This is a genomic window from Mesorhizobium sp. M5C.F.Ca.IN.020.29.1.1, from assembly GCF_003997375.1.
Taxonomy (GTDB): domain Bacteria; phylum Pseudomonadota; class Alphaproteobacteria; order Rhizobiales; family Rhizobiaceae; genus Mesorhizobium; species Mesorhizobium wenxiniae.
In genome coordinates this window covers 1-11,729 of the sequence record NZ_RZSW01000155.1, presented here as the reverse complement: position 1 = coordinate 11,729, position 11,729 = coordinate 1, and the positions used below count along the sequence as shown (strand labels likewise).

Genomic DNA, 11,729 nt, shown 5'->3' with positions numbered 1-11,729 from the left:
GCATCGAGCGCGGCAATTGCTCAACAAGCTCCACTCGAACAGCAGCGATGCTGGCTAGGTGGCATGGGGTACTCCCCCGGCGCAACGGTGCGGGCCAGTGATAGCGTAATGATGTGTTCACCTGCCTTCGTTTGGGAGGCCACCAAAGCCTCTGCGTGGGGGTGCATCTACAAGGGCGAGTTCTATAGCGTTGGCGCTATCACGGGCGGAGACCTGGCCTGGAACGAGTGTCAACCTGATGGCACTTGGAGATGGATAAGCCCCAAATAGCAGTGCCCGAGAGCGGCGATGGTGGCTAGGAAGGTCTGGTAACGGAGACTGCTGTCAGGCCCTCGACCTGCGATACGCAAAACGGAGTACGATCGCGGCAGGCCAAGGGTGAAGGTAGGAGGCATCGAGGAACTCCGCGAGTTATTCAAAAGGCGGCGGGTGGGATCACACGCAATCGCCTGACATGAGCGGGCTTCCCTGTGAGGTGAGGGCGGCGAGGGCCGGCAAACGGATCGATCCGACCCTCACCGAAATGCTCGCCATGCCGGCCAGGATCAGCCAGCTACTGGCGTGTTGAGAAGCTGCTGCTCCCAAAGATACGCGATGCCGCTGCCGCCGAAGTGCTGGATGAGAATCTCGGTCAGCTCCTCGACATGCTCGGTGCGCGCCCAATCGCGTTGCCATTCGCCAGCGAGCGCCATCACGGTCATCACGTTCGCGCCGGCCGCGATCATTCGCTGGATGGCAACTTCGTGAGACTCCTTCGAAATCCCGCCCGACGCGTCGGTGATCACGGTCACGTCCCAGCCTTCGCCGGCGGCCTGGATCACAGGCATTGCGACGCAGACCTCCGTCCACAGGCCGGCGATGATCAGCTGCTTGCGGCCGGTCGCCTTGATGACGTTCACCACATTCTCGTCCTGCCAGGTGTTCACCCAGGTGCGATCGATGACTTCCTGGTCCGGAAGTACGTCGGTGATCTGTTTAAAGAGAAGTCCACCGCGCGCCGCGATCACGCTGGTGAGAATGGTCGGAACATTGAAGGCTTTTGCTAGCTTCGCCAGCGCGGTCGTGTTGTTGACCACCATGTGCGGATCGTGGCTGTTCAGGTTTGCAAGCTGATAAGGTTGGTGATCGATCAGAACGAGGACCGAATCTTCGGGGCGAAGAAGCGAATCAAGGCCGTTGCGAAAAGCCATTACGACTTCCTTTCCTGCTGTTGTAAGCGGCATCGGGTTTTCCGGTAGGCATCCGTCAGCGGCGACGTCGCCCGCCGCAACTTGTCGTCCCCCATCGCGATGCGGTAGTGCCATAGTTCGGTAAACTGTGTCGCGAGAAACGGAACGCCAGAATGGAAATCGAAGACCTAGAGACATTCGTCGCGGTAGCGGATGCAGGGGGCGTATCGGCGGCCGCGCGCCGGCTTGGCGTCTCTAAATCAATCGTCAGTCGGCGGTTGTTGCGGGTTGAAGCGGAACTTGGCGTTCAGCTGCTTGCACGAACGACCCGCGGCGCCGCGCTCACTGAGGCGGGGATCACGTTCAGGGAACATGCGGCCCGGGCCAGCGCCGAAATCGACACCGCCAAGGAAACGATCCTCCCGACCGGCGAGCTGCGCGGCCGCTTGAGGGTTGCCATGCCGCTTACTTTTGGCCCAACGCACTTCGCCCCGGTGCTCGCGGACATGGCGCGCCAGCACCCGCAGCTGCACATCCATACCTCCTACAGCGATCGCTTCGTCGATCTCATCGCAGAGGGTTTTGATTGCGCGATCCGCGGCGCCTACCTTCAGGACTCCAACCTGATCGCGAAGCGCGTTGGGCCGATCCATGGAAAGCTTGTCGCAAGCCCCGATTATATCGAAGCCCACGGGTCACCCGAGACTCCGGACGAACTCGTCACCCATCAGGCCCTCATGCAGGGAACGGAAGCCTGGCAGTTCATGGATGGCAGCAAAATTGTTACGGTCCAGCCGCAGGGCAGGTTCAAGGCCGACAGCGCCACGGCGCTTGCCGCCGCGGCGGCGGCAGGTCTCGGCATTGCCTGGCTCCCCGATTGCATCACACATGAATATGTGGCCTCCGGCGCGCTGGTCCCGATCATGACACGCTTTCCGGTACCTCCGGGGGCCGCGTATGTCATCCGTCTGCCGGGTCAGCATCCCACGCGGAAAGTGCGGGTGCTCACCGAAATGCTGACTGAGTATTTCAAACGGAACCCGGACCTTTGGGGTCTCGGCCGCTAGAACGCGAACGGTTCAAAGGTTATCAAGGGAACCGTGTTCGACGGTGGCCCTACTTCGGCGACATGGCCCGCACGTTCCACTTGCTGCGACACAGCTTGACGTATCACGGGGCTAGTTCGGTTGACGGTCGTGCGCCAGTTTAGACATTCCGGAAGCCCAAGAGAGGATGGCGCGCATGAGTTGGAACCCGGCAATCGAACCGGGCTGCCCCGATGAGGTCGGAATCGACGCGATCGAAACCCTCATCGTTCCCCGTTCCCGCGACCTCGGCGGCTTCGAGGTCCGGCGCGCTCTGCCAGCGCCGAAGCGGCAGATGGTCGGGCCGTTCATCTTCTTCGACCAGGCGGGGCCGGCCGAACTATTGACCGGACAGGGCATCGATGTCCGTCCGCACCCGCATATCGGGCTCGGCACCATCACGTACCTTTATCGCGGCGACTTTCATCACCGCGACAGCACCGGCGCCGACCAGATAATACGCCCTGGCGCGCTGAACTGGATGGTCGCCGGGCGTGGCGTCACCCACTCGGAGCGCACCTCCGCGGCGGCCCGGAGCGGTCCGAACAGTCTGTTCGGGATCCAGACATGGCTGGCCCTGCCCGACACGCATGAGGATATGGCGCCCACCTTCGAACATCACGGCAAGGAGGCGTTGCCGATGATCGAGGATAGTGGCATTTCGGTTCGGCTCATTCTTGGAAACGCCTACGGTAAAGTCGCGCCCGCGACGATGTTCTCCGAGACGTTCTACGCCGATGTGAAACTCGAGCGGGGAAGCCGGCTGCCCATGCCGGACGATCACGAGGACAGCGCCATCTACATCGTCGAAGGCTCGATCTCGATCGCCGGCCAGACTTTCGAGGCACCGCAGATGATGGTCTTCCGCCCCGGCGACAGGATAACGGTCGCGGCCGGCGACCAGGGCGCGCGGCTGATGATCCTCGGCGGCGCAACGCTCAGCGGACCGCGTTACATCTGGTGGAACTTCGTCGCCTCGCCCCGGGAGCGCATCGAAGAGGCCAAGGCCGAATGGCGCGCCGAGAATTGGGGCAAGGGACGCTTCGATCTGCCCGTCGATGACCGGAAAGAGCACATTCCTGTTCCGGACTGAGTGACAATGATGGAGTGATTGCGCGGGCGCAATTCAAGCGATCCGGACCACACGAATCGCTCCCGTATAGGGCAGATGCTGAATGGAGAAGGCGGAATGAACGACAACTGGCCCCACCTCGACTACCTCAGTTGGCGCGAGACTTGTTCCGCACTGCATCTCTACCTGCAGATCGCGGGCAAATACCGGCTGGCGCATACGCCGTGGCTGAACCATTCCTGGAACGCGACCTTCTATGTCACGCCGAACGGACTGGCATCCTCACCAATACCGGACGGTCCGGGCATCGAGGTCCTGTTCGACCTTCGAGAGCACAGGGTCATGGGCACCTGCGGCAACGGGCGCAAGGCGTCGTTCGCACTCGAGCCGATGACCGTCGCGGCGTTCCACGCCAGCTTCGTGGAGTTGATTTCGGAGCTCGGCGGCACGCCGACATTCAACGGACAACCCAACGAGGTGCCCAACCCCGTACCCTTCGCCGAAGATCATCGCGAGCGGCCCTATGACCGCGACGCCGTTCAGCGCTTCCACCAAGCGCTCGTGGCGGTCGACAGGGTTTTCAATCGGTTCCGCACCTCCTTTGTCGGCAAATCCAGTCCCGTGCATCTGTTCTGGGGCGCTCTCGACCTGGCCGTCACGCGCTTCTCAGGGAGGCGTGCCCCGCTCCACCCCGGCGGTATTCCCGCCTTGCCCGACGACGTGGCCCAGGAGGCCTATGACCGCGAGGTCTCGTCAGCGGGCTTCTGGCCGGGCGGCGGCGGCATCGACTATCCTGCCTTCTACGCCTACGCCTATCCGACGCCGAACGGCTACCGGGCCGCGACGGTCCGGCCCGATGCCGCGTTCTGGCACGACGGCCTATCTGAATTCATCCTCCCTTACGATGCCGTGCAGTCGGCGGCCGATCCCGATGAGGCCCTTACGGAGTTTCTAGTCTCAACCTACGAGGCGGCTGCCGATCTGGGCAGATGGGACCGTGATCTGCTGGAATGCGCGCAAGGGCGTTCGCGTCAGGTGCGCCGCCCGGACGCGGCGCTGGCAAAGGATGCGCCTTCAGCCGGCGACGAACGGGTTGAACGCGAGGATGGAGCATCGAAAGGGCGTTATCGGCTGATCATCGATGGCGTCGAGGCGGAGATGACCTACAGCCGGGCCGGTAAGAGGTTGATCATCATTGACCATACCGAAGTTCCGGCGGCCTTGCGTGGCCGCAAGGTCGGCGAGCGGCTGGTGAGACAGGCGGTCGAGGATGCCCGGCGCGACCGGGTCATCATCATGCCGCTCTGCCCGTTCGCAAAGGCGCAGATCGGCCGTCATCCGGAATGGCAGGACGTGCTACGTCGATCATAGGGGGCGTGGCTGTCCGCCGAGACACCAACAGGCCGCGGACATCGCCAAGCGTATCGGGCCCGCAAAGTCGCTTGATCACCAACGCAATCGAACTGAGGGCACCGTCCTCTGAAGTAGCGATGCGTGGTACGGCGCGACCGAGGAAAGCGTAAGCCGAAACCGGAATTGCCCTTCGCGCAAAGGCCCGGCTTGAACGAGTCGGTGGCATCGGACCGGCCATCGCTCCGGAAGGTTGTCGCCCTGTCCGGCTTGAGAGGCCATCGGCCGGCGTTCCCCCTTCGCAACACAGTTTGGCATTTCTCGCACTGAAAGTGACAGATCCCGAAACCAAATTGGTGATCAGGCCTTTGACCGCCTGCCGCGTCTCACGCCAATCGCCTGGGCGCTTGAACCAACATGGTAGAAAAGGACAAACATATGATCGATCTTAATGGGAAGCGTGCAATGGTTACTGGAGCTTGCCGGGGCATCGGAGCCGCGATCGCGCTGGCGCTGGCAGAGAACGGTGCTGACGTCGCGTTCACGTACCAGAGCTCGGCCAAAAAAGCTGAAGCGATGGCCAAATCCATCGAGCGCACAGGGCGTCGCGCAGTCGCCATCCAAGCCGACAGCGCCACCCCGGAGGCTATCATGCGCTCTGTGAGCGAAGCCGTCTCGGCGCTCGGTGGACTCGATATCCTCGTCAACAGCGCGGCCATCGGCCACACTGGAGCGATCGCCGACATCGACGTGAATGACTATCAGGCCGTGATGGACATTAACGTGCGAGCGCCAGTGCTGTTTGCGAAAGCAGTCATTCCGCATCTCAGCGAAGGGGACGCATCATCACGATCGGTTCGGCCTTGGGGGAGCGGGTCCCGTTCCCAGGCACAACGGCTTATGCGATGTCCAAGGCGGCACTTACCTCCTTCACGCGCGGTCTTTCGCGCGAACTCGGCCCGAACGGCATCATCGTCAATCTTCTGCAGCCCGGGCGACCGATAGGGATTCAAATCCGGCGGATGGCGAGGCTGCCGATTTCCAGCGAAGCCTGACGTCTTTGGGACGCTACGCCCAGCCGCGCGAAGTCGCCAACGCTGTGGTCTTTCTGGCAAGTCCCGCCGCGAGCGTGATTACGGGCGCCATCTTGACCGCCGACGGCAGTGCAATCGCCTGAGCCAACTTGATATTCGCCAGCAGGCCAATCGCCTGCTGCAAGCTGCATCGAGCACGGCCTCGTCGCGGACTGCATGTGCCGAAACCGAACCTGCCGGTCGCATTTAGGCCCGGCGCTACAAGGCAGGGCCGTTGGATTTCAGGCGGAAGGGAAAGTTTGTCTGAACGACTGAGTTGAAGGCGAGAACCAGACCAGGCAAATTTGCCTGAAAAGGGGCCGACAGCGGAATGGCGGCTTAGAGCCGCAAATATCGAAAGGCGGGCATTCGCGTCGGGGAGGGCATAGTCGTGACCTGACCTAGACTAAGCGGACCGGCAACTTGCGCACCGATCAGTCGTTGAGGAGGCCTTACCGGAATCCCAGCAGCGGAGATTTCATCGGGAGGATCCGCTGCGTATCCGCACCCTGTGCGATCAGGTGCAACCGGGTACCAGCTTGGGGCCGGGCCGGTTCCTATCCCGTCGCTGAAGGTCGCGCCGTTCGTTCGAGCAGGTCGAAAAGCCATGCCACACCCGCATCCATCAGGGCAGCCTTCGACGTGATCGCGCAGATGCGCGAACGAATGAGAGGTAATGGGGGCTCTACGCCGACCAGGCCGAAATACCGGCTATACATTGCCAAAAAACTCCTCGGAAGCGCAGCGATAAGATCCGTCTCCGAGATCACACCGAGCGCGAACATGAAGTTGGGGACGGTAAGCGCAGCCCGGCGCGTGCGTCCCTGCTCGGCAAGAAAATCGTCAACGAAGCCGTAGGCATCGCCGGTGAGCGAAACGACCAGATGCTGCTCCTGGCAGTAAGCATCTAGCGTCGGATTCTTGCTGAACGGGTGGCCAGCTCGCATGGCGATCACGAAATCCTCTTCGTAGAGGGCCCGGGCGACGAAGCGCGCCGGAACGGCGTTGTCAGCCGGGACCACCGCAATATCCATCGCCCGCGCCTCAATGTCCGGGAGAACCGGTTCCCAAACACTATCGGTCGTCCTAACGGCACGCGGCGGAAGGATCTGGCGGACGCTGATATCGACCCCCGGTGCGGACACATGCAGGGCGGAAAGCAACGGGGACAGGAAAACGGCCGAGACGCCATCGGGTGCGCCGATCGTGAAGCGGCGCGTGGATGTGGCGGCGTCGAATGGCTCGGCAGTAGCGATAACGCTGCGCGTTCGCGTGAGAATGTCGGCGATCGGTGCGGCCAGGTCCATCGCTCGCTCCGTCGGTACCACGCCCTTCGGTGTTCGCAGGAACAGCGGATCATTGAGCAGCCGCCGCAGTCGGCCGAGACCATGGCTGACGGCCGACGGCGAGAGACTGAGCTTTTCCGCTGCCTGGCCGACATGCCGCTCTTCCAGCACGACCTCGAACAGGACGAGCAGATTGAGGTCAACTCGCGATAGATCAATCTCATTCAGCATATCGCTGAAAACATGTCACTGGATTCAGGTCTCTGCAAGTGCGATTTGCAGCGACAGACAAATCGTACGGAGAATTTCATGTCACGAGCAGCCGCTGAGGTTCTGCAACCAATCATTGCCAAACCCGGCACGCCTCCGATCTCCGCCGTCGGAACGTCCCTCGTTGTTCGAGAGTGGACGATGTCCGGCCCCGATTGGATGCATGTACATGAGTCGGACGACGAGGCATGGCATGTGCTGGAAGGGATGCTTCGCTTCAAGTTCCTGGATCGGGAGGTCGATGCCACCCCCGGAACGACGGTCTTCGTGCCCGCCGGCCTTGCGCACACCTATCAGGCGATCGAGCCGAGCCGCTACCTCATCATCCTGACGCCGAAGATCGACCGTCTCATCGAGAGATTGCTGGATCCGACGGAGGTTTCCAATTTGCGCACGACGCTCGGCGAATTCGACACAGTAATGGTCGATCGCCATGCAAACGACGGAGCAGACATTCACACGCCGCAGCATGGAGGCTTGGATGCCGTTGACGTTTGAATGGGCCGCCCACATGCATGGGCTGTACTCTCGGGAGGCTTTTCTGGAGCTGGCAGCGCTCACCGGATTAGAGTCGCCGCATCGCAGTGCGTCTTCGAGAGAAGCCGCTCGAGGATCCGAGGAGGCACATAAGACCCGCGACGAACTGCATCGGCAGCGCGGCTACGCGCCCAAGGATCATCGCGCGCGCTTGTCCGACGTCGTGACCCGATTGTGGAGACGGCAGCGGCTATGATTGCGGCAATGACCGGTCGGGATTAGGGCTGCCGAGCAGTTCTTACACAAGCGAACAAACAGATGATCATGCCTTCCGATCACGCCTCCCTATTCGCCCATCCCGTTCGTATCATTCCGATCACGGCCGAACTGCTTGCCATCGAAGAGCAGGGCGTCGCCGGACTCGCACGAATTCTCGATGTGGATCCGCCCCTCGAATGGCCGGCCGAGTTCGGGGGAGAGCACTATCGGCGCGTGCTGCTGGACCTGATGCAGCGCCATCCGGCGCTGGGGCAGTATGGCGGCTGGTACGTGATCGCGGCTAACCGCCTTGTCGGGTTCTGCGGCTTCAAGGGTCCCCCGGACGCGCGCGGCCTCGTGGAGATCGGCTTTTCGATCGCCGCGCCGCACCAGCGAAATGGATACGCCCGCCAAGCGGTCGCCCTCCTCCTCGCTCGGGTTTCTGCCGACCCAATCGTGACCGGTGTCGCCGCAAGGACGCTTCCACACTTGGAGGCATCGCGTCGAGTGTTGGAAGCCTGCGGGTTCAAGCTCAGCGAGACCATCGCGGATGACAAGCTCGGCGTTGTCCTTCGTTACGTTCGCTCTCTCGATCGACGTGCTGAGTCAGTGATGAACAGAGGCGCTTAATATCCCACTGACAAACCGGGGGCTGGGTTCCACTGAGCACCCATCCAAAACGCAAGTAACCAAACCAGACCGGGAGCTTTAAGATGTCGCCATCTCTTCGACGGGCTCGCCCGCATGATGATGCATGGAAGAGCCCTCCCACTCTCCCCATGCAGCCCATTTTCCCAGTCGATGCCGTCGCATTCTGGCGCGAGGCAGGACCCGAGCTGTGGTTCGCAAAGGATGAAACCTTCGACCGGCGGTTCCGGCATCGCTTCTCAGACGCCCATGACGCGGCCGCCAGTCACGCCCTCGATCATTGGATGGCGTCCGCCTATGGCAGCCTGGCCCTGATCCTGTTGCTGGACCAGTATCCTCGCAACGCCTTCCGCGGATCGCCGCGCATGTACGCCACCGATGAAAAGGCACGTCGGCTCGCTTCCACGGCGATTGAGCTCGGACACGACAGGCAAGGACCTCAGGACCTGCGGCTCTTCTACTATCTGCCTTTCGGCCACTCGGAGGATCTCGTCGATCAGGATCTGTCCGTGTCGCTGGCTCACCAGCTGGGCGAGCCATATTTCGCGCGGGCGAAGCACCACCGAGAGATCGTCCGCCGCTTCGGGCGCTTTCCCCATCGCAACGCTATTCTCTCGCGTGAAAGCACCGCGGAGGAGCTGCATTTCCTGGCCAACGGAGGGTTCGCAGGATGAGGTGGACAACGTTGTTGGCAGCCAACTTGTTGAGCACCGCGACAGCGCTCGGGGGCGGCGCGCGCGGGACGGTCAAGACCAAGGAGGAGGGGGTAGTTGAGGTCGAGCGCGCCTTTACTCGCGGAATCGTCAAGGCGGACTGGCGTTAGACATAAGCACCCCCTAATCGATGAACGCCTTATGTACGTTCCCGGAACAAATTGCGGGTGCTATGGTTTGCCCCGAAACCAACGTGGAGTTTGTCATGGAATTGGGCGAGATGCAGGCAATTGCCGATACGCTCATGCGTGTTGTGGCACCGGACATGTCACCGAAGCAATTGCTGAAAGCTGTCAAGAAGGCGCACCCCAAGGCATCCAAGAAGGACATAGCCAGGGCGGCGTTCTTCTCGATCATTTCAAACGCGGACCAAGATCACGGCAAGGCCAAGAACCTTCAAGCGTTCGCCATAGCCGAGCGTGTCAATGACGGCCCGTAGCACTGTCCAACCGTAGGGAATGGCTAGAATATTGCCGCCGCTGGCGATTCAATATCGGCCACCGGTAAGCGATAGCCCCGCATTTCCTTTGTAGAGGTAGACGGCATTCAACGGCCCGGCTTAGACCTTTCCGTTGAAGCGTCGAGCGTTGACAAAGACAGTGGAGGATGCCGTCATCAAGGTTGAGCGCACCTACACTCGCCGGATCGTCAAGGCGGACTGGCGCTAAATCCAGACCAGCAAACAAGACGCCAGCCGCCAAGCCGGCGCCAGGCCGCGCGAGGCGCGTCGGCGTTATGACAGCGGCGGTCGCTACGGCGAGAATGGTCGGCGCCTCTACAGTGCCTATGATGCCGCAACAGCAGCCTGGCCACGTCGCCAGATTTCCCCGAAGCGATGGCGTCTTGTCGCCATTATCCTTGGCGTATTAGCCGTGGCAGCGGCGATCGCCATCATAAGTATGTTGCCGCACTAGCTAGGAAGAAACCCGCCCGGCCGAGGGGCAACCGGAGCGGGTTTTTTATGTGGCCTGAAACGGGTGGGTGCCTTCCGTTTCTACCATGTAATCAACTTGCAACCGCCATTTGGGTTCCGTTCAGGGCTGAAAGATATCTCGCCCAGCCAGCGCTATTTCGGGCTGATGCAGCATCAAGTCCGCTTATCCACCAGCGGCGTCTTCCGATTCGGGCGGGACATAGCTGGTCACCAGCCTGACCTTATCGATATCCACCGTGACCGCCGGGCTTAGACCGATCGTCACCTTGCCCTCATCGACGCGCAGGACGTCCCCGACGAGTTCGATCTGGTGGCCGCGCTTCACCGTCTTGTCAACGATCGAATGCGGGAACCCATAGGAGGGGATGGAGACGCTGATCCTGTCCTCGGTGACGCGCCGACGGACTGTCGCGGTTATCGCCACCTCATCACCGATCTTGATGCCCCCTAGCCATTCGATTCTGGGGCGGCGCATTATGTAGTCAAGAGGATGCTAATATACCAGACAGCGCGCTTCGCTAGCGGAGACGGTCCAGCGGCTTGGTTGCGGAGGGTGGCAGCTAGAGGCCGCTGGGCCTGACCAGCGAGCCTTAGGGGAGCTCGCCTGGCTGGCAGATACATGAGCTAAAGCTAATGGAAACGAAACATGCGAACGAATTACGTGGCGGGAATTCGTAGCGGCGGGGGAGCGGACGCCACTGATCGGCCGCGTCAAACACCCGCGTTGGCGAGGAAGACCTTCGGCATGCCTCGCTGCAGGACTTTCGCGAGGCAAAATGATCGCCACGCGATGGGACATTGCGCTGACTAGAAGTTTGGGATCGGGTGAATCTAGCGCCATGGGTTTCGGGCCCGTTCCGGACCTCTCAACCGGGACGGGCTCTGGACGCAAAACCCCCTCAGGGAAAACGCAAGCATGGCCCGATAAGAAAAAAGAAGCGTTCAGAAAGCCGCTGCTGCTAGATCTGCTTTGGGTGTGCCTCAGTTTGGAAACTGTAGAACGATTGCTTCGAAGATGAGATGGGTTCTCAAGCAGGGGTCGCCGTGCCCGTCACGTACAGTGATTGCCAGTTCCTGCCGATCGGCTCTGGGTATTACATTCTTTGACCATTCAGCGAGAGCTTGCGCAGCTTCCGCTTTGGCGGCCGCCAAATCCGGCAACTCCAAGCCAATGTCATCGACGATAGCGAGCTCGTACTTTCATCCCAATCGAAGTAAAAGCGAGGCATGATCCTTCTAACCTCAGGCTTGGCCGGATGTTCCGCTCAGCCTTTCAACCTCTGAATAGATTTGGCAACGGCAGGGCATTCGTCCCCGGCAGGGCGTGCTTGACAGTCAGGCTTTCCGCAGCCTTACACCGGCGCCGCCGCCATTCTCGGGGATGAACTCGACGC

Annotated in this window: 10 protein-coding genes and 1 pseudogene; 8 read left to right on the top strand and 3 right to left on the bottom strand. The window is 61.3% G+C overall.

The genetic code is table 11. From position 1 onward, the window contains the following. Positions 1–545: 545 nt before the first annotated feature. The gene (locus tag EOA85_RS14715; RefSeq protein WP_127209929.1) at positions 546–1,190 is read right to left on the bottom strand and encodes a hydrolase; all 645 of its coding nucleotides are present in this window, start codon (positions 1,188–1,190) and stop codon (positions 546–548) included. A gap of 152 nt (positions 1,191–1,342) precedes the next feature. On the opposite strand from EOA85_RS14715, the gene EOA85_RS14710 reads away from it, so the two are divergent. The 4 genes and pseudogenes from EOA85_RS14710 (at position 1,343) to EOA85_RS14695 (ending at position 5,853) form a co-directional block, all read left to right on the top strand. Continuing rightward, positions 1,343–2,236 carry a LysR family transcriptional regulator gene (locus EOA85_RS14710; protein ID WP_127209927.1) on the top strand — a complete coding sequence of 298 codons (894 nt, stop codon included), beginning with the start codon at positions 1,343–1,345 and terminating at the stop codon, positions 2,234–2,236. Between the two features lie 175 nt (positions 2,237–2,411). Beyond that, positions 2,412–3,347: a pirin family protein gene (locus EOA85_RS14705; protein WP_127209925.1), complete on the top strand. Its 936-nt coding sequence runs from the start codon at positions 2,412–2,414 to the stop codon at positions 3,345–3,347. A gap of 96 nt (positions 3,348–3,443) precedes the next feature. Continuing rightward, positions 3,444–4,697 (top strand): DUF5996 family protein, encoded by a 1,254-nt coding sequence (locus EOA85_RS14700; protein WP_127209924.1) that lies wholly within the window; start codon positions 3,444–3,446, stop codon positions 4,695–4,697. 417 nt (positions 4,698–5,114) lie between these two features. Then, positions 5,115–5,853: pseudogene (locus tag EOA85_RS14695) on the top strand (SDR family oxidoreductase). A 453-nt stretch (positions 5,854–6,306) separates the two neighbouring features. Here EOA85_RS14695 and EOA85_RS14690 read toward each other — a convergent pair. Then, positions 6,307–7,266 (bottom strand): LysR family transcriptional regulator, encoded by a 960-nt coding sequence (locus EOA85_RS14690; protein WP_127209923.1) that lies wholly within the window; start codon positions 7,264–7,266, stop codon positions 6,307–6,309. Positions 7,267–7,278: 12 nt separating this feature from the next. On the opposite strand from EOA85_RS14690, the gene EOA85_RS14685 reads away from it, so the two are divergent. The 4 genes from EOA85_RS14685 to EOA85_RS14670 all read left to right on the top strand — a co-directional run bounded on the left by EOA85_RS14685 (position 7,279) and on the right by EOA85_RS14670 (position 9,840). Continuing rightward, positions 7,279–7,803, top strand: coding sequence for a cupin domain-containing protein (locus EOA85_RS14685; RefSeq protein ID WP_127209922.1), 525 nt, complete (start codon positions 7,279–7,281; stop codon positions 7,801–7,803). Positions 7,804–8,100: 297 nt separating this feature from the next. Further along, positions 8,101–8,670 (top strand): GNAT family N-acetyltransferase, encoded by a 570-nt coding sequence (locus tag EOA85_RS14680; protein WP_127209921.1) that lies wholly within the window; start codon positions 8,101–8,103, stop codon positions 8,668–8,670. A 149-nt stretch (positions 8,671–8,819) separates the two neighbouring features. Further along, on the top strand, positions 8,820–9,362 hold the full coding sequence (locus tag EOA85_RS14675) for a DUF924 family protein (protein ID WP_245316518.1): 543 nt from the start codon (positions 8,820–8,822) through the stop codon (positions 9,360–9,362). 244 nt (positions 9,363–9,606) lie between these two features. Then, entirely contained in the window at positions 9,607–9,840 is a 234-nt protein-coding gene (locus tag EOA85_RS14670; RefSeq protein ID WP_127209919.1) for a hypothetical protein, read from the top strand. Between the two features lie 658 nt (positions 9,841–10,498). Here the strand turns inward: EOA85_RS14670 and EOA85_RS14665 are convergent. Next, the gene (locus EOA85_RS14665; protein WP_164759666.1) at positions 10,499–10,810 is read right to left on the bottom strand and encodes a hypothetical protein; all 312 of its coding nucleotides are present in this window, start codon (positions 10,808–10,810) and stop codon (positions 10,499–10,501) included. Positions 10,811–11,729: the final 919 nt, after the last annotated feature.

Bases quoted from the DNA above. Each gene is read 5' to 3' on its own strand.
- EOA85_RS14710 (WP_127209927.1), top strand. From the start codon at position 1,343: ATGGAAATCGAAGACCTAGAGACATTCGTCGCGGTAGCGGATGCAGGG.
- EOA85_RS14685 (WP_127209922.1), top strand. From the start codon at position 7,279: ATGTCACTGGATTCAGGTCTCTGCAAGTGCGATTTGCAGCGACAGACA.
- EOA85_RS14705 (WP_127209925.1), top strand. From the start codon at position 2,412: ATGAGTTGGAACCCGGCAATCGAACCGGGCTGCCCCGATGAGGTCGGA.
- EOA85_RS14690 (WP_127209923.1), bottom strand. From the start codon at position 7,266: ATGCTGAATGAGATTGATCTATCGCGAGTTGACCTCAATCTGCTCGTC.
- EOA85_RS14665 (WP_164759666.1), bottom strand. From the start codon at position 10,810: ATGCGCCGCCCCAGAATCGAATGGCTAGGGGGCATCAAGATCGGTGAT.
- EOA85_RS14675 (WP_245316518.1), top strand. From the start codon at position 8,820: ATGCAGCCCATTTTCCCAGTCGATGCCGTCGCATTCTGGCGCGAGGCA.
- EOA85_RS14700 (WP_127209924.1), top strand. From the start codon at position 3,444: ATGAACGACAACTGGCCCCACCTCGACTACCTCAGTTGGCGCGAGACT.
- EOA85_RS14670 (WP_127209919.1), top strand. From the start codon at position 9,607: ATGGAATTGGGCGAGATGCAGGCAATTGCCGATACGCTCATGCGTGTT.
- EOA85_RS14680 (WP_127209921.1), top strand. From the start codon at position 8,101: ATGATCATGCCTTCCGATCACGCCTCCCTATTCGCCCATCCCGTTCGT.
- EOA85_RS14715 (WP_127209929.1), bottom strand. From the start codon at position 1,190: ATGGCTTTTCGCAACGGCCTTGATTCGCTTCTTCGCCCCGAAGATTCG.